Origin of the sequence: Parabacteroides sp. FAFU027, from assembly GCF_022808675.1 — a bacterium.
GTDB lineage: Bacteria > Bacteroidota > Bacteroidia > Bacteroidales > UBA7332 > CAXXIC01.
The window spans coordinates 244,394-261,092 of the sequence record NZ_JAKZKV010000004.1; the positions used below are offsets into that span (position 1 = coordinate 244,394).

Sequence of the window (16,699 nt, forward strand, 5' to 3'; positions counted from 1 at the left end):
AAAAAGCAGCAATTAGATGATGAATAAGGACAAATGTACAGGCCAACAAGTCTATTGGAATATTTTTGACGAACTGATTGACCTATTGGATGCGGAAAACAAACCGGAAATAGCATCTGATATGAAAGCTGCAAAGAACTGCGTCAACGGGTTGACCGATGGCTGGTTTGAATTTAAACTTGCATTAGAGAAAGCCTTGAAGACATACCATAAGAAGATGTCTGAAGAAGAAATTTATATCACGGAGTATTTGATAACGAATCTGGAAAAGTCGCTAATCCGTGTCAAGAATATGGATAGCTTGTAGCTGAAATAAAATCAAAATCAGACCTAACAGGTTTTCGAAACCTGTTAGGTCTTGCTACAATCAGGCTAATGCCGCGAAGAAGACTCTTTTTCCGTCAGTTGAAGCAGACGGCAACGAATACCGTTGAATACTAAAAGAACATTCGATTCTGACCTAAGGATAGCGGAGGCTTGACTGTATTATCTTCCTAATGGTATAGGAGCAGAAGAACTTTCTATTGTTCAGCGGCGTTTTTAATACAGTTATAGATAAGGTATTAAGCTATGAAACGGTGTGCAGTTATATTTTTATTCGTAATGGCAACTTCCATCGAGGCCTTTTGCCAGTCTGTTTATGTCGCGACCTTTATTTTCAATCGGGCAAACAATATGTTTGAAGGCGGTTCATTCTCTGAATTTCAATGTGCCGAATGTGATAATGACCAGCTTCCTTTTGATGTACAGTACAAATCTTTGGATGATGCGAATGTAAAGGATATTACTTTTACAATTAAGCCTACTATTGATACGATTTTTCATGCTACAATAGGGGAGGGTAGTAACTTTGAATTTGATATCCCCGGAAAACTAACCCACGATTATCCATTTGCCCCTGATCGGGCAACCGCTCCTTTTCCTGCTACAATGGTTTATTACAATAGAGAAGGACAAATAGAGCAGGATTCCTCTTATAATATACAGGCAAAAAGGCTTTGGGCAGGCATCAATACCTTTGTTATTACCAAACAATTTGCTCCGCATCCCTATCTGTCAGCTCTCTTTTTGTATTCTCCGAAAGCAGGGAGCCCGGATAATAAATTAGATAAATGGGTAATGTTTCTCTATTACAAAGGAGATGATTTTGAAGAGAAAGAGATTGCAACTAATCAAAATATTCAGGTATATATGAATCCAACCGAAGGAATGATTCAAGTGAAATACGATTCATTGGACTGCAAAAGGTTGTATTATAGAGTAGCTGATTCCAAAGGGGACTTAGTGAAAAGCGGAATAGTTTTCAATTCAGGGGATTGGATTGATGTATCTGGATTAAAATCCGGGTTAATAACAATTGAACTCTATGATGACAAAGGACGCAAACTATATGTGGAGAGATTAGTTAAACCCTGAAGTTGTAATATACGAAAAACATTATCCGGAAAATATAAGAAAAAGCGCAACGCCCCATCATTCAGGCATTGCGCTTTTTACATTTAGAAAAACTTCTCACCGGCAATCCGGTTGACCTCATTGTAAATCTGAAAAAGGGGGATTCCCGTTTGCTCCGCTACTTCGCGGCACTCTTCGTACTCGGGAGAGAATTTGAGAAGCGTTCCGTTGCGGTAGGCGAGTTTGACCGTAATTTCCCCGAAGCGGGTTTCTACTTTATCGAAACGTCTTTCCAGTTCCTCCCGTTCCACGGTGTATTTGCGGATGCCCAGAGTGGGTGTTTCCCTGAAGACAATCTCTTCCAGTTGTCCTGCATCTTCCTCGCGGCAGAGAATGCTCAGTTTGTGAGCCGGACGGTTTTTCTTCATAACGATTGGCGTCACGAAGACATCCAGCGCCTTGTTGTCAAGCAAAGTAGGGAAGAGGTGGGAATAGATTTCCGGATTCATATTGTCAATGTTGGTCTCCAACATCATCAATGAGCGGGGCTTTTTTTTTTACCGATGATGACTCTCAGTACATTGGGAGTCTCCATGTCGCGTTTGCCAAGGCCATAACCGATTTTCCCGATGGTGAATTCCGGTAAGGGCCTGAACTCGCTGCACACCGCTTTGATAATGGCGGCACCGGTAGGGGTGGTAAGCTCTTTCTGTGCATTCTTGCTATACACGGGAACCTCCTTGAGGATTTCCAGTGTGGCAGGAGCGGGTACCGGAAAGACACCGTGCTCGCAATGCACAAATCCGCTACCGAGATTGAGCGGAGAAGAGATAACTTCATCCACATGGAGCATCTCCAGGCAAATGGCAGCCCCGATAATATCGACTATGGAATCAACCGCCCCTATTTCGTGGAAATGAACTTCATCGATGGCTTTACCGTGTATCTTGGCTTCGGCGACTGCCACGATTTCAAAGATACGCTTGCTCGTCACTTTGACATAATCGCTCAACTCGCTGTTGTCGATAATCTGATAAATGTCGTTCAGATTTCTTGATGGGCCGTGAGCGTGTGCCTCTGCATGAGCGTGATGGTGCTCATGACCGTGGTGATGATGGTCGCCGTGAGCATGATGGTGATGATGTTCGTGAGCGGCATGATGATGTTCAGGCTCTTCTACGCCGGGCTTTTGGATATGCACGGTGAAGTCGGTACCGGTAATTCCCTTTTTGATCCCCGGTTTGATTTCCAGCTCGAATTCATCCAGCTTTATCTTTTTCATGCGGGAAAGAAACTCTTCCCGGTCAATGCCCAAATCGAGCAGCGCGCCGATGGTCATATCGCCGCTGATGCCTGAGAAGCAATCAAAATAGAGCACTCTCTTTTCCATATTATTTTGCGTTTAATTCAATTTGACGGATAATGGTTGAGGCAAGGAAGCCTGCGCCGAAACCGTTGTCGATATTCACAACTCCCACTCCGCTGGCACAACTGTTGAGCATGGCCAACAGGGCAGCCAGGCCACCAAAGTTTGCCCCGTAGCCGATACTGGTAGGAACGGCAATTACCGGTTTGTCCGAAAGACCGCCCACCACGCTGGCCAAAGCACCTTCCATTCCGGCCACAGCGATAACCACCTGCGCTTCGTCTATCCGGTGTTTATTTGCCAATAGACGGTGAATGCCGGCCACACCTACATCGTACAATCGTTCGACGGTGCAACCCAGTTTCTCAGCCGTGACGACCGCCTCTTCCGCTACCGGAATATCGGACGTGCCGCCGCTTACCACAAGCACTTTAGCCCGGCTTTTGCGAATCTCCACTTGTTGGATGAAGATACTGCGTGCTTCCGGATAGTATTCGATGTTGGGCGCAAGGTCTTTGACCGCTTCGTATATCTCTTCACTGGCACGGCTGGCCAGGATGTTATTCTTTTTCACCAGAATGCTTTCGATGATGCCCCGAATCTGCGGGATGGTTTTCCCCGGGCAGAAAATCACTTCCGGATAGCCGGTCCGTATCTCCCGATGGTGGTCTATTTTGGCGTAGCCCAAATCCTCGAAGGGCAGATGTTTGAGCTGCTCAATGGCATGGGCAATTTCTATCTCCCCGTTTTTAACGTCGGAGAGTAAAGCGTGCAGGCTGTTTTCAGTCATGGTTTCAGGATTTTGAAATTTCACGGTTGAGGCTTCCGGTTTTGTAACCTTCCAGCTCCATACAGACGTAGAGATAGCCGAATGATTTCAGCTTTTGGGAAATCATATCCAGTTTTTCAGCATCAAACAGTTTTTCCCGTTCCGTAGGAGAGACTTCGATGCGGGCCATGTCGCCGTGGGAGCGTACCCGGAATTGCACAAAACCCAGACTCCGGAGATAATCTTCGGAACGGTCGATTTTGCTCAGTTTGAGTGGAGTGATTTTTTCACCGTAAGGCACTCTTGACGCGAGACAGGCAAAGGCCGGTTTGTCCCAGGTCTTCAATCCCAACTCTTTGGATAGCTGGCGGATGTCACTTTTGGTGAGTCCCGCTTCACGTAGCGGACTAACTATCTTTAATTCACTTAGCGCTTTCAATCCCGGACGATAATCCGAAAGGTCGTCAATGTTAGAGCCATCAAATACGGTAAATATATTGCACTCTCGGGCCTTTTCCAGAATATTCGTAAACTCGATTTTCTTGCAGTGATAGCAACGGTCCACCGGATTGGCAGCCACCACATCATCGATTTCACCGTCCTGCACCATATAGTGGGTGATACCGATGAATTGCGCCATCTCTTCGGCGTCCTTCATTTCCGATTGTGCATTCATGGGCGAAACCAGGGTAATGGCAATCGCATTTTCCTGTAGTACATCGTGACAAACCTTTGAGAGGAAGGTGCTGTCCACTCCACCGGAAAAGGCTACCGCTGCTTTGCCGGTATTTGCAATTATAGCTTTCAGCCGTTCGTATTTATCTTGTAAAGTCATAATGGTATAATTATTTATCAGAGTCCTAAAAATTGAATGGCCAGGCCACTTAAAAATATGGTTGCACCGGCTAATGCGTGAGTATATTTCTCTAATTTCTGAAAATGCAGAAACTTTACGCCGAAGGTCATTAGCACCACCAGACTGGTCATGGTGAGGATGGTAACCAATCCGAAAACCGAGGTTACCCATGCCACTCCCATCATATTATGCTGACTGGCAGGGAACATGACCAACGGAATCAACGGTTCACACGGGCCAAAGACGAAGATGGTAAATAAAATCCAGGGTGTAAGGTTTTTATATTTGGTAATTTCGGTGTTTGTATCTTCTGCATGTTCGATATGCGGGTGGAGATGTTCGGATTGATGATCATGTGTGTGCTCATGACCCACTCCTCCTTTGTGGAAATGGAAGTGGGTATGCTGGTGCCCCCGCAGACTACGCTTTAAGCCCCAGACGCCGTATAATAATCCAAATACAATAAAAAGCCATCCGGCAAGATTCCCTCTTACAGATTCAAGATACTGGAGCTTTGAAACGGCTACACCGAGTGCAATTCCGATAAATCCGATTAACACCGAGCTTCCCACATGTCCGATCCCACACAAGATGGTAATCCATACAGTCTTCGGATAATTCCATTTACGGGCTTTGGATAAAACAATAAATGGGACATAATGGTCCGGACCGAAAAGTGTATGGATAAAGCCCAGCGATGCCGCCGTCAGACTCAAAATCATGATTTGTGAATTCATCTCGTGTGTTTTTTAGCTGGTTAAATAAATCCGGAATATACGGGGGGTGGTTATACTTTGCTCATAATAAGCTTACCGTGTTCAATGCCTTTTAGCGCGATGAGTGTGTCAGACAGCTCTGTCAGTTTGTAGGAGGGTCCTTTCACCGAAATGACCACAAGTAGCTTTTCATCTGTAAGAAAGAATTGCTGGGCAGATAAAATGCAGTCACGATAATTAGCCTGCACTTCAGTAATACGTGCCTGCAAATCGGTTTTGCTGAAATTGAATATAAGGGCAATGGCACCCGCCACAATGTTGTTGCATTGCCATTTGTGCTCGGCAACGTTCTTTTCTATCAGGTAGCGAATTGCCTGTGACCGGTTGGGGAATTTATTTGCCGCCACATACTCGTCGAGCGCTTCCAATAAATCACTTTCCAATGATACTCCGAATCTGTTTACAGCCATAGTGTTACTTATTTTAGATAAGGTAACACGAAGATAGGCTAATTATCTATTGACCGGTTGTTTTTCCGGTATAAATATTGGAAAAAGTTTGGGGTATGGAGAGTTGTCTGTCAGATATTTAGAGAATAAGCCCGACAAGGTCAAAAACTGTCAGGCTTATTCAAGGTAGGCCGGAAATACATTGGCTTATTTCACTGATTTAATTCTTTTGAGCTAAACTCCCCAATGGTATATAGATGAATTCGATGCCGGAGCCTTTCTTCGGGTCAAGGTTACGGGAATAACGCATTGACCGGTCATTATCCCAATGTTCGTGTACCCCCAGGCTTTTAACCGGTTTGCCGCCCTGTATATACTTTGTACCTGATGGCGCTTTATCCGGGGTAGCCATTTCATACAGAAAATCATCTGTACAAGCCCGGAACATGATGCGTGGTACATTGTGATAAGTAGGTTCTACGTTGTTTTTTGACTGTGCATACAGAATGTCTAGTCCAACCGATTCGAGAGCCACTTCATCCAATGAAGCCAACATGCAGGATGGCCATTCCGGATTTTCGTAAGGAGTAGCCTTGTTATTAAACGGCGGGTTGGGGAAGTGAATAGGGTAGGATTTCCATTTACGACCGCTATACAAGCCATCCAAAACAAAAAGTATCGTTTTTCCTCCAAGGTTAGGTGAAGAGGCCATATCTACCAGAGGTGAGTATTCGTTTTTTCGGGCTTCCCGGTGAGGATTTATGATGGCATGCAGTTCCCATGGTGCTTTGATGGAGCCAAAATGGTTTTTACCTGACATGGAAATGCCAGTTTCACCATCTCCACTGTCTTCCATAAAGTTATAAGGGTATGAATGCGTTTTCAGTATGGCCAGGTTCACAAGGTAAGTTGCCTCAATGATCTGACGCGGAATCTGTTTTGCCTCCCTGAAATTACCGGCGGAGTAGGAGAGTCCTTCCTGCCAGTCGGAAGCTTCGATTCCGTGGTGATCTCCATAAGTCGGATTAATGGGTTGTTCAGAACCTGCGGTTCTTTCCTGTACAAAACGGACATCCTTAAATTCTCGCCACACTTCCGTCAATATGGCCGGAGCAATTGTGCGGCGGGCATCATAAACGATGATCTTATCCTGAGGTACATGGGCCTCCTTGACCAGTTGGCGAACCATAGCCAAAACTGACTGAGGAGAAGCGTCGATCAGGTTGTCTGATTTGTTTCCGCTGCTGTTATTGAGGTTAATTTTTACGGCTACAATCTCATTGGGCTTGTATCCCCGTGTGTTTAATCCCCGTGTGTTTTTGTTGTAATATTGGAAAATCTTTTCCCAGGCATCCTGATCACTTTCTGCACCGGTGAGTTTCAGTAAATTAACGGATAGCATCTCGCTGACTTTATCAACATCAGTGTTTTTGTCCAACCACCATTGATCATTGTGATCACGCCATTTACCTGCCCATTTAGCAGCTTCAGGATTTCTTGACATCACCACTCTGCCGGGATATATACCACGAGCTATTCCAACCGGTTTATTTGATGCTCCCGGAGTCCAATCGAATCCCTTTGCGGGAACAAAGGTTGTATCATTTGCTGTGTTTATGCCGAATGCACTTTGGATACTGTTAGGCATTACCGTCAGCCATCCAATAAGTACAATCATGGAAACACCGGCGATCACTGATGTCGCAAATCGATGTTCGGCAAAAGCCTTTTTTAGCTTTTTCAGTGCAAATAAGCTGCTTATCGTGCCGGTTAGCCATACGACAAATGCACTGGCGATAGGAAATGCTGCCTGCTGGCAAGGATACGTAGCCCGTGAGGGTTTGGGAATTACGCGGATTAAAAACCAGATTAAAGCTCCAAGTCCGATAATAAACAAGCTGGTTTTGCGGGTGATTCTTGTTAGGGAAAGAATCCATTTGGAAGTGATAAAAGGCTTTTTCATGTGTGTACTTTTTATGTGGTAGGATAGGAATGTGATGATATTGACAATCTATTCAATAGATTACTAAACGTGTAAACAAATAATTTGTTTCGCAACCTCTTTCGCTTTAAATGTAATTATCGTTGATTGATAGATAAATACAGGCTCTATAACGTTTTGTTTAGGTGGAATATTAGGCTGAAACAGGCTTAATTATTTAGCCACGAATCCACGAATAAGAAAGTATCTTTTCTTTTCCAATTTTGGAAAAGTATTTGTGTTATTCGGATTTCATTCTAATATGAAAATCAACAGATTTAGTGCGTCTAACTTTTATTCGTGGATTCGTGGCTGCTTAATTTGACAAGAATTATATCTAACAAAAAGATACACGAAGCTTAGGGAAATATTTCCCTAATTGACGATATTACCCATACCATTCGTTCTGGAATCTAAATACTTATTCTTTTAGGTACTGGCAATAGTGTTTGCCAGAGCGGGATGGATGGTATTTGGCTATAATAAATAGCCCCGACATCACGCCGGGGCTATTCTCTTTCCACAAAAATCAAATTGTTCGAATGTTATTCGAAGCTATGTTTAATCAAGCAACCATAAGGTCTATTTTACTTTCTTTCCCCAGACTGAACGTCCTTTGCTATCAAGCCCGGTGAAGAGTAATGTTTCTGTTTGGTTTTCCCAATCTTGTCCGGTGAAGACAATGAGATTGGATAAGGTTTCTTTACCCACTGTTATCGTCAGGCTTTTGGCCGGAAGGTAAGACCACTTGCCGGTCAGTTTACCACTGATGGTGCCATTGGCTTGCAGGTTGACTTTTACTGAAAGGTCAGCTTCACCCGGTTGCAGTAGGTTTTCACCCCAAAGGATTTGTCCCGCTTCCAGCTTGCGCTCGTGTTTTGATTCATACACGCGGATAATCTCCCAGTTTCCGGAGATGGCTTTGTGGGTGATGGCAGTTTGTTTGGTACCGGCATATCGTTCCGGAGAAACAACAGGCCAGCCATCCGGCGTCCATTTCATTTCCCTGACATGGAGGTCCATTAGGTGATTATCCGGAGAGAGACGGGCCTGGTTAGCCATGTAGAAGTTCCCTTTTTCATCCTGGGAAACGGTACAGTGTCCGACTCCTGCCCAGCCCGGATGATTCTCAAACTTATACGGGTGTGTCAGGATAGGGAAGTGGTTAATCGTATCGCGCAGGTCTTTACCGAAGAAATCCAGGAACGGGCCCTCCGGTTTGTCTGCACGACCTACACGAACGTTATAAGTTGTCATCAACGGGTCGTATGACATAAAGAGGTAGTACTTCTTAAACTGCGGATTGTAAATAATATCCGGAGCTTCGATATTATCCTTCTTCATATTGGCACGGCGGGCAATGCTGTGCCCGAAGTCATCCGTTTTCAGTGTTTTGCCGGTTTCGGGATTGAGTTGCACGGCGTAAAGTCCTCCGAAGTAAGAACCGTAGTGCATCCACATTTCTCCGTTAACGGAATTGGTCACCACGCTGGGGTCGATGGCATTCATCGGGTCACCTACATTGGTTTTCACTACGCATCCTTTCTGTTCCCACGGGCCAAGCGGTGAATTTGATTCTGCAAATCCTATGTAAGAAGTCTGGCGACCAAAAGCCGAAACGCAATAGTATAGGCGGTATTTATCTTTGTATTTCAGGATAAATGGCGCCCAGATGTTGGTTGCGCCCTGACCGTTTGCGTGGTCAAGTACCCATTGTCTGGCTTCAGCCGGTATTTCCGGAAATGCCCAACCTTCAAAATTCCAGTGAACCAAATCCTTTGAAGTCCGTACCTGTATGTAACCGATAGGCACATTTTTCTCGGCAGCCACTTTTCTATTTTCCCTAAAGATGGCATCGGTGGAATACATGTAGTAGGTATCGCCGAATTTCTTGCAAGATGGGTCATGCACATTGTAGGTTCCCCAACTTTTATAAAACTCCATTCCCGATATATCGCGGTAGTCATCTTTCCAGGGATTGGGTTTAGCAGCGGGTAATGATTGCGCCCCTGCGGTAGCCATTGACAGGAGCAGGCCGCACACAAAAAGTTTTGTTAGTTTGTAGTTCATAATTGGCGGATTGTAGGATGGTGGGTAGGGGAATACACCTGACAGGTTTTCAAAACCTGTCAGGTGTGGATTGGCATAAAAATTATTTTAGTTCGATAGTCACCAGAGACTTCGCAGGAAGTTTAACTTTCAGGGTTCCGTTTTTATAGCTGGCATCTTTGAATTTATCCAGCTTCACCCGGTTTGGATTATCAAAGGTATTGTAAGACTGTACCTCTTTACCGGTGATGATTTGACCGTCGGTGATTTTGGTTGTCTTAGTGCCCTGTACATCACAAGTCAGTTCGATGCCATTGTCAGGATCGATATTTACCAGAGTGATGTGGATAGCTCCATCTTTATCAATAGATGCCGTTGAGGAGATGCTGCTCAGTCGACGGTCCATGCGGTTGTATGTTCCGCAGTTCACCGTCATCGGAAGCATGGTTGCATCCTGATGCACTTTGTACATGTCAAAGACGTAATAAGTCGGAGTCAGCAACATCTTCTCATCCTTTGTCAGTATGATTGACTGAAGCACATTAACCATCTGCGCAATATTGGTCATTTTCACGCGGTCGCAGTGTTTGTGGAAAATATTGATGATAGATCCGGCCAACAGCGCATCCCGCAACGTATTTTGCTGGTACAGGAATCCCGGATTGGTCCCCGGCTCCACGTTGTACCACGCACCCCATTCATCCACCACCAGACCGATGCGTTTGGCAGGGTCAAAAGTGTCCATAATCTGAGAGTGGCGGGTGATGATCTCGTCCATCTTGTTTCCGTTTTCGAGTATGGAAAAATACTGATCCATATCGAATCCGGTTGCATCGCCCTTATTTTCCCAGTTTTTGGTAAATGTATAATTGTGCAGGGAGAGACCGTTCATCAGGTGGTTCGGGATGTTACGCATCAGCGTTTCGGTCCATCGGTAATCGTCGATGTTGGCGCCACCTGCAATTTTGTACAGTTGATTACTGCCGTAATTGCGGGCATAAGTGGAGTAGCGGCGGTAAAGTTCGGCGTAACCTTCGGGAGACATATTGCCACCACAACCCCAGTTTTCGTTACCTACACCGAAGAATTTCACCTTCCACGGTTTTTCGCGCCCGTTTTGTTTGCGGAGGTTGGCCATCGGGCTTTCGCCGTCAAAAGTCATATACTCCACCCATTTTGACATCTCTTCCACTGCGCCGCTACCTACGTTGCCGCAGATGTAAGGCTCTGTACCGAGGACTTCGCACAGGTTGAGGAATTCGTGTGTGCCAAAAGCGTTATCCTCGACCACGCCACCCCAGTGGGTGTTAATCATACGGGCACGTTTCTCGCGTGGTCCGATACCGTCCATCCAGTGGTATTCGTCGGCAAAGCAGCCTCCCGGCCAGCGCAGGTTCGGGATTCTGATGCGTTTCAGCGCTTCGATGATGTCGTTGCGCACGCCTTTGGTGTTGGGGATTGGGGAGTTTTCACCTACCCAGAATCCACCGTAGATGCCGTGTCCGAGGTGTTCGGCAAACTGACCGTAGATGTTTCGGTTGATGGTATATTTGCCCTGGTCGGCATTGATGACGGCAGTAGCCCTGGATTGAGCTGCTGCTCCGGAGAATGTGACTGCTGACAGGATAGCCAGCGCACTTTTCTTCAACAAGTTCTTCATATATGATTAGATTATGAATTATGACGTAATTTCGATATTGCAAAAATAGATTCTAAATATTCTGTATTAGTGGACAAAGTGCCTTGATGGGAGGACAATTTGTCTGTCCCCGGAATAATGATGTCCGATGTAAATTACGGGTGTAGCATACCGGTCGATTTGTCGTTGGAGGAAAATTGGTCAAAGATGACCTGTTTTTCGTCACCGTTAATTAGAATGAATGTTTTTCGTAGTTTTTTGATGATTTTGAGGGTGCTTTATTACAGAATTAGCGATTACTTTTGTGAAGTAAAGTCTGAACAGAAAGACATTGGAAAGCCTTGTAAATCCTATATGATCCTTATGATGAAGTAAATAACTAATAGAATGATGCAAATGAAAAAACACGTATTGACACTTTTGATGTCAACGTTCGTACTTAGTCTGACAGCGCAGAAGGTGCAATGGACCTCTTCCACAGAAAGTAAAAAATGGGTGCAGGAGAAAGCACCGGAATTCCGTAACTCAGTAAATGAATCCTCCGCAAAGATTACCATTTACCCGAATGATACCCTTCAACAGATGAATGGATTCGGAGCCTGTTTCAATGAGTTAGGATGGGATGCATTGCAGGCTGTGTCGGAACAAAAGAGAAACACGATTATGAATGACCTCTTTTCCAAAGAAGGGGTAAATTTCACCTTCTGTCGCATGCCACTGGGCTCAAATGATTATTCGTTCAATTACTACTCTTACAACGATGTGCCGGAAGATTTTGAGATGAAAAATTTCAGTATCGACCGTGACCGTTATATTCTGATTCCCTATATCAAGGCCGCTATGAAAGTGAATCCAAATTTAAAAATATGGGCATCTCCCTGGTGTCCTCCCATTTGGATGAAAGTAAACAACCATTACGCCATGGGTGCTTCCAGTCCGGTGAAGAATATGGATAAAGGGATGATTATCGAGAATAATGCAACAGCCTTCAAGATGGAAAACCGTTATTTGCAGGCCTATGCACTCTATTTTTCCAAATTCGTTCAGGAATATAAAAAGCAGGGCATCAATCTTTCCTATGTGATGGTTCAAAACGAACCGATCTATCAGCCTCATTGGCAGAGTTGCACCTGGAGACCAGATGACCTGGCCTTCTTTATCGGCAAATTTCTCGGTCCTCAGTTTCAGAAAGATACACTGGCTACACAAATCTGGCTGGGAACGGTCAATTCAGGCGATCCTAATTTTACCCGTACCATTCTCAATAATAAAGATGCAGCAAAGTACATCAAAGGCATCGGCATGCAATGGGATGCAAAACATGCGATTCCGGCTATTCACAAAGAGTATCCCAACTATCCGCTGATGCAGACCGAGTCAGAGTGTGGTAACGGGGAGGGAACCTGGAAGTTTGCCGAATATACATGGAGCCTGATTAACCAATATATCTCAAACGGAGCCGGTCAGTATATGTACTGGAATATGGTTCTGGAGAAATCCGGCGTAAGTACGTGGGGATGGAAGCAGAATATGATGATTGCTATCGATATGAAGACAGGAGAGGTGAAATATACTCCGGAGTATTACCTGATGAAGCATTTGAGCCATTTCGTCCTGCCGGGAGCTAAACGACTGAATACTTCGGGAGGAAATGAGCATCTGGCCTTTATCAATCCGGACGGTACTAAAGTGGTGATTCTCGTAAATACGGAATCTGCTGACAAAAAAGTAAATCTGGTGGTTGCAGAAAAATCGGTAGAGCTGACTGTGAAGGCTAATTCATTTAATACATTGACCTGGAGATAGCGATCAAAACTTCGCACTGTCATCCCGTGCTTGACACGGGATCTCAATATCGCAGAATATTGTGTTTTGCTCGTTATACAGTCATTATCTGATTGTGAGATCCCGCATCAAGTGCGGGATGACATCATCACCGGTTGAGCATTAATTTAGCATCGACGTTTTAGAAAAGAAATAATATATAGATAAGGATGCTACCTGACAGATCATCAAGATCTGTCAGGTATTCTTTTAATCGACTCACCAGTAATGATGTACATGCGGTTTTACATATTCATCGTAGATTTGTTGAATTGCAACCATTTTATCAGCTGAAATATCCGCGAATTTCAATGCTTCAAGATTTTGAATAACCTGCTCGGGACGGGATGCTCCCGGAATGATTGTGCTCACCTCTTTGTGCATCAAAATCCAGCGCAATGCCATGGGGGACAGATTTTCCTGGCTTGGGAATAATGCTTTCAGCTTTTCTACCGCTTTGATTCCTGTCTCGTAAGGAATACCGGCAAATGTCTCTCCACGGTCAAACCATTCTCCGTTGCGGTTGCCCTGACGGTGGTCGGTCGCTTCAAATTTCGTGTTCTTTGAGTAGGTTCCGGTAAGCAAGCCGCTGGCCAATGGAACGCGTACGATGATTCCGATATTCTTTTCAGCTGCTCGTTGGAAGAAAAGTTCCTGCGGGCGTTGGCGGAAAATGTTGTAGATGATTTGCACGGTAGTAACATTGTCGTACTCGATGGCTTTGAGCGCCTCTTCCACTTTTTCCACGCTCACACCGAGATTGAGGATTTTACCTTCTGCTTTCAGCTTTTCAAATTCCGCAAATATCTCCGGACGGTAATAGACCTCTGTCGGTGGGCAGTGCAGCTGAATCAGGTCGATACATTCAAGTCCTAGTCGTTTCAGGGAATCCTCCACATAGTTGCGCAATACCTGCGGGGTATAGCCGGCATTAATATGCGGTTGTATCTGACGGCCACATTTCGTAGCGACATATATGCGTTTTCCACATTCACGCACCGCTCTTCCCACGGCAATTTCACTTTCCCCGGATTCATATACATCGGCAGTGTCAATAAAATTGATACCTGCATCGATTGCTTCACGCAGGGATTTTGCAGCCAGGTCATGATTGAAGCCCGAGCCCCATTTACCGCCCACCTGCCAGGTTCCGAGGGAAATCTCAGATATCTCAAATCCCGTTTTACCTAAAGTTCTGTAGTTCATAATTTAATTCGTTGTTTTATTGTATGTTCTGTTTCTTGTTTTTCTTTTTCAGAGTCATATCCGGCTTCAGAAGTGAAAGTTCTATTAGAACGGCTTTCTATAGCTTTAGTTTAAATGCGATAATCATCTGGTATTTGGATGATACAAAAATAGACTATCTTTGCCATTCAACAAAGTTGAATAATAATAAATCTGGTAGAATTATGGATATTGCTCAAAACATAGGAACCCGTATCCGGAATTTGCGTACGTCCCAACGGCGTACAATTCAGGAGATTGCAGATGTATGCGGCTTGTCAAAAAGTATGGTGTCAAAAATAGAGACTAATGCGGTTATCCCTTCTGTGGCTACATTGGTCAAGATAGCCAAAGCGTTGGGAACCAATGTTTCGGTATTAATGGAAGAAAATGAAGATGCTTCGTCTGTGATGGTTACAGCTCAACAGGCTTTCGGTGGAGTTATACAAACCGAAAAGGGATATCATATTTATCCCTATGCAGCCGAATACAAGGATAAGAAAATGCAGCCATTCCTTTTTGTGGCTCGCAAAGGAGAGGTAACAGAGCATCGTCTCACGCACGAGGGGGAAGAGTATATTCATGTGCTTGAGGGAGAGCTGAAGTTGCAGGTCGGTAATGTTGAATATACACTGAGACAGAACGACAGCGTCTATTTTAACGCTATGGAACCGCACGGTATCATGCCTGTATCCGATGAAGTGAAGTACCTCAATATTTTTGTTTAAACCCAACAAATTAACCTGCCATGAAGAAAGAAATTTTGCTATTGCTTCTTGTTTTGAGTGTCAACATGATGGCACAGACCACCCCGGTAAATATACAGGTGGACGCCGCCCGTGAAAAAGGACAAATGAAACCCATCTGGGCCTGGTTTGGTTACGATGAGCCGAACTACACTTACATGAAAGATGGGAAAAAGCTATTGTCGGAAATTGCCGCACTAAGTCCGGTGCCGGTATATGTGCGTGCGCATAACCTGATGACATCCGGAGACGGTACGCCTGCATTGAAATGGGGCTCTACCAATATGTACACTGAAGATAAGGATGGGAATCCCGTCTATAACTGGCGTATTGTCGATTCTATCTTTGATACATATATCCAACGTAAAATGAAACCGTTGGCTCAGATTGGCTTTATGCCTGAAGCATTATCGTCACATCCCGAACCTTACCGGCACTACTGGGAACCCGGGCACAACTATAGTGAAATCTGTACCGGTTGGGCTTATTCTCCTAAAGATTATCAAAAATGGGGGGAACTGGTTTACCAATGGGTAAAACACTGCGCCGAGCGTTATGGGAAAACAGAAGTAGAAAGTTGGTACTGGGAGCTTTGGAATGAACCTGATGGATACTATCTGATGGATAAAGATAAAGTGAAGACCTATTGCAAAATGTACGACTACGCCTCCGATGCCGTGAAAAGAGCCTTGCCTACTGCCCGTATCGGAGGCCCGCATTCCACCGGAGGAGCATCCCGTTTTCTTCGGGGATTTATTCAGCACTGTTTAACGGATACAAATGTTGTTACGGGAAAAATCGGGACTCCACTGGACTTTGTAGCGTTTCATGCAAAAGGTTCGCCGAGAGTGGTTGACGGTAAGGTCAGAATGAGTATGAGTTCTCAGCTACGCAATATGAATGACAACTTTAAAGTCATCGCTTCTTTTCCCCAAACGAAGAATCTGCCTGTTATTATAGGCGAATCAGATCCCGAGGGATGTGCGGCATGTGGCATGCAAACCAACCCGGAGAATGCTTATCGGAACGGCACTTTATACTCAAGCTACACGGCAGCGTCCATTGCCCGTGAATATGATTTGTCAGAGTTTTATGGTGTAAATCTGATTGGGGCAGTAAACTGGTCGTTTGAATTTGAGAATCAGCCCTGGTTTTACGGTTTTCGCGATTTGGCAACCCATGGAGTCGATAAACCGGTGTTGAATGTTTTCCGGATGTTGGGCATGATGTCGGGAAAACGGGTTGAAGTTTCGGGTAATCTGAGATACGATTTCAAAGCCATCCGGGATTCAAGCGTACGAAGAGCTGAAACGGATATAAACGCCCTGGCGGCCAGAGGTAACAATAATATCTCGGTAATGCTTTGGAACTATCACGACGACGATATCAAAGACAATGGTTCGCCGGTAGCGCTGACACTGAAAAATATTCCGGCTAAGAAGGTAATGTTATATCACTACCGGATAGATGATACGCACAGCAACTCGTACGAAGTATGGAAAAAGATGGGTTCACCTGAAAGCCCGACTCCTGAACAATACAAGGAACTGGAGCAATCTGGTCAGTTGGATTTATTATCGGCGCCTCAAACCGTTACGGTCAAAAATGGCACCCTAAAGATTACGATGCAACTTCCCCGTCAGGCAGTTTCGCTCATCCGGCTTATGTATTAACGATTAACAGCA

General features: G+C 44.8%; 15 protein-coding genes. 5 read left to right on the plus strand and 10 right to left on the minus strand.

What is annotated here, in order from left to right; translation table 11 throughout:
• Positions 1-16: 16 nt before the first annotated feature.
• Together MLE17_RS08400 and MLE17_RS08405 are read left to right on the plus strand one after the other, a co-directional pair.
• Positions 17-307 (plus strand): hypothetical protein, encoded by a 291-nt coding sequence (locus tag MLE17_RS08400; protein ID WP_243348329.1) that lies wholly within the window; start codon positions 17-19, stop codon positions 305-307.
• A 296-nt stretch (positions 308-603) separates the two neighbouring features.
• Positions 604-1,416 carry a hypothetical protein gene (locus MLE17_RS08405; protein WP_243348331.1) on the plus strand — a complete coding sequence of 271 codons (813 nt, stop codon included), beginning with the start codon at positions 604-606 and terminating at the stop codon, positions 1,414-1,416.
• An 83-nt stretch (positions 1,417-1,499) separates the two neighbouring features.
• Here the strand turns inward: MLE17_RS08405 and MLE17_RS18860 are convergent, their stop codons facing one another.
• The 9 genes from MLE17_RS18860 to MLE17_RS08445 all read right to left on the minus strand — a co-directional run bounded on the left by MLE17_RS18860 (position 1,500) and on the right by MLE17_RS08445 (position 11,241).
• Positions 1,500-1,931 (minus strand): LarC family nickel insertion protein, encoded by a 432-nt coding sequence (locus MLE17_RS18860; RefSeq protein ID WP_262920303.1) that lies wholly within the window; start codon positions 1,929-1,931, stop codon positions 1,500-1,502.
• Entirely contained in the window at positions 1,931-2,785 is an 855-nt protein-coding gene (gene larC, locus MLE17_RS08410) for a nickel pincer cofactor biosynthesis protein LarC (RefSeq protein ID WP_262920304.1), read from the minus strand. The genes MLE17_RS18860 and larC overlap by 1 nt, the downstream gene beginning before the upstream one ends.
• A 1-nt stretch (position 2,786) precedes the next feature.
• Positions 2,787-3,551 (minus strand): nickel pincer cofactor biosynthesis protein LarB, encoded by a 765-nt coding sequence (gene larB, locus MLE17_RS08415; protein ID WP_243348334.1) that lies wholly within the window; start codon positions 3,549-3,551, stop codon positions 2,787-2,789.
• A 4-nt stretch (positions 3,552-3,555) separates the two neighbouring features.
• A complete protein-coding gene (larE, locus tag MLE17_RS08420) occupies positions 3,556-4,365 on the minus strand; it encodes an ATP-dependent sacrificial sulfur transferase LarE (RefSeq protein ID WP_243348336.1) in 810 nt (269 codons plus the stop codon).
• A 17-nt stretch (positions 4,366-4,382) separates the two neighbouring features.
• A complete protein-coding gene (locus tag MLE17_RS08425; protein ID WP_243348337.1) occupies positions 4,383-5,123 on the minus strand; it encodes a sulfite exporter TauE/SafE family protein in 741 nt (246 codons plus the stop codon).
• Between the two features lie 50 nt (positions 5,124-5,173).
• Positions 5,174-5,572, minus strand: coding sequence for a nickel-responsive transcriptional regulator NikR (gene nikR / locus MLE17_RS08430; RefSeq protein WP_243348338.1), 399 nt, complete (start codon positions 5,570-5,572; stop codon positions 5,174-5,176).
• A gap of 199 nt (positions 5,573-5,771) precedes the next feature.
• On the minus strand, positions 5,772-7,514 hold the full coding sequence (locus MLE17_RS08435; RefSeq protein WP_243348339.1) for a DUF362 domain-containing protein: 1,743 nt from the start codon (positions 7,512-7,514) through the stop codon (positions 5,772-5,774).
• A gap of 600 nt (positions 7,515-8,114) precedes the next feature.
• The gene (locus MLE17_RS08440) at positions 8,115-9,602 is read right to left on the minus strand and encodes an arabinan endo-1,5-alpha-L-arabinosidase (protein WP_410795611.1); all 1,488 of its coding nucleotides are present in this window, start codon (positions 9,600-9,602) and stop codon (positions 8,115-8,117) included.
• Between the two features lie 82 nt (positions 9,603-9,684).
• Positions 9,685-11,241, minus strand: a complete 1,557-nt coding sequence (locus tag MLE17_RS08445; RefSeq protein ID WP_243348341.1) for an alpha-N-arabinofuranosidase — start codon at positions 11,239-11,241, stop codon at positions 9,685-9,687.
• A gap of 375 nt (positions 11,242-11,616) precedes the next feature.
• Here MLE17_RS08445 and MLE17_RS08450 point away from each other — a divergent pair, with 375 nt between their 5' ends.
• A complete protein-coding gene (locus MLE17_RS08450; protein WP_243348342.1) occupies positions 11,617-13,026 on the plus strand; it encodes a glycoside hydrolase family 30 protein in 1,410 nt (469 codons plus the stop codon).
• 237 nt (positions 13,027-13,263) lie between these two features.
• Here MLE17_RS08450 and MLE17_RS08455 read toward each other — a convergent pair whose 3' ends face one another.
• Positions 13,264-14,250 carry an aldo/keto reductase gene (locus MLE17_RS08455; RefSeq protein WP_243348343.1) on the minus strand — a complete coding sequence of 329 codons (987 nt, stop codon included), beginning with the start codon at positions 14,248-14,250 and terminating at the stop codon, positions 13,264-13,266.
• Positions 14,251-14,453: 203 nt separating this feature from the next.
• Here MLE17_RS08455 and MLE17_RS08460 point away from each other — a divergent pair, with 203 nt between their 5' ends.
• Together MLE17_RS08460 and MLE17_RS08465 are read left to right on the plus strand one after the other, a co-directional pair.
• Entirely contained in the window at positions 14,454-14,996 is a 543-nt protein-coding gene (locus MLE17_RS08460; RefSeq protein WP_243348345.1) for a helix-turn-helix domain-containing protein, read from the plus strand.
• A gap of 20 nt (positions 14,997-15,016) precedes the next feature.
• Entirely contained in the window at positions 15,017-16,687 is a 1,671-nt protein-coding gene (locus tag MLE17_RS08465) for a GH39 family glycosyl hydrolase (protein WP_243348346.1), read from the plus strand.
• The last annotated feature ends 12 nt before the right edge of the window (positions 16,688-16,699 follow it).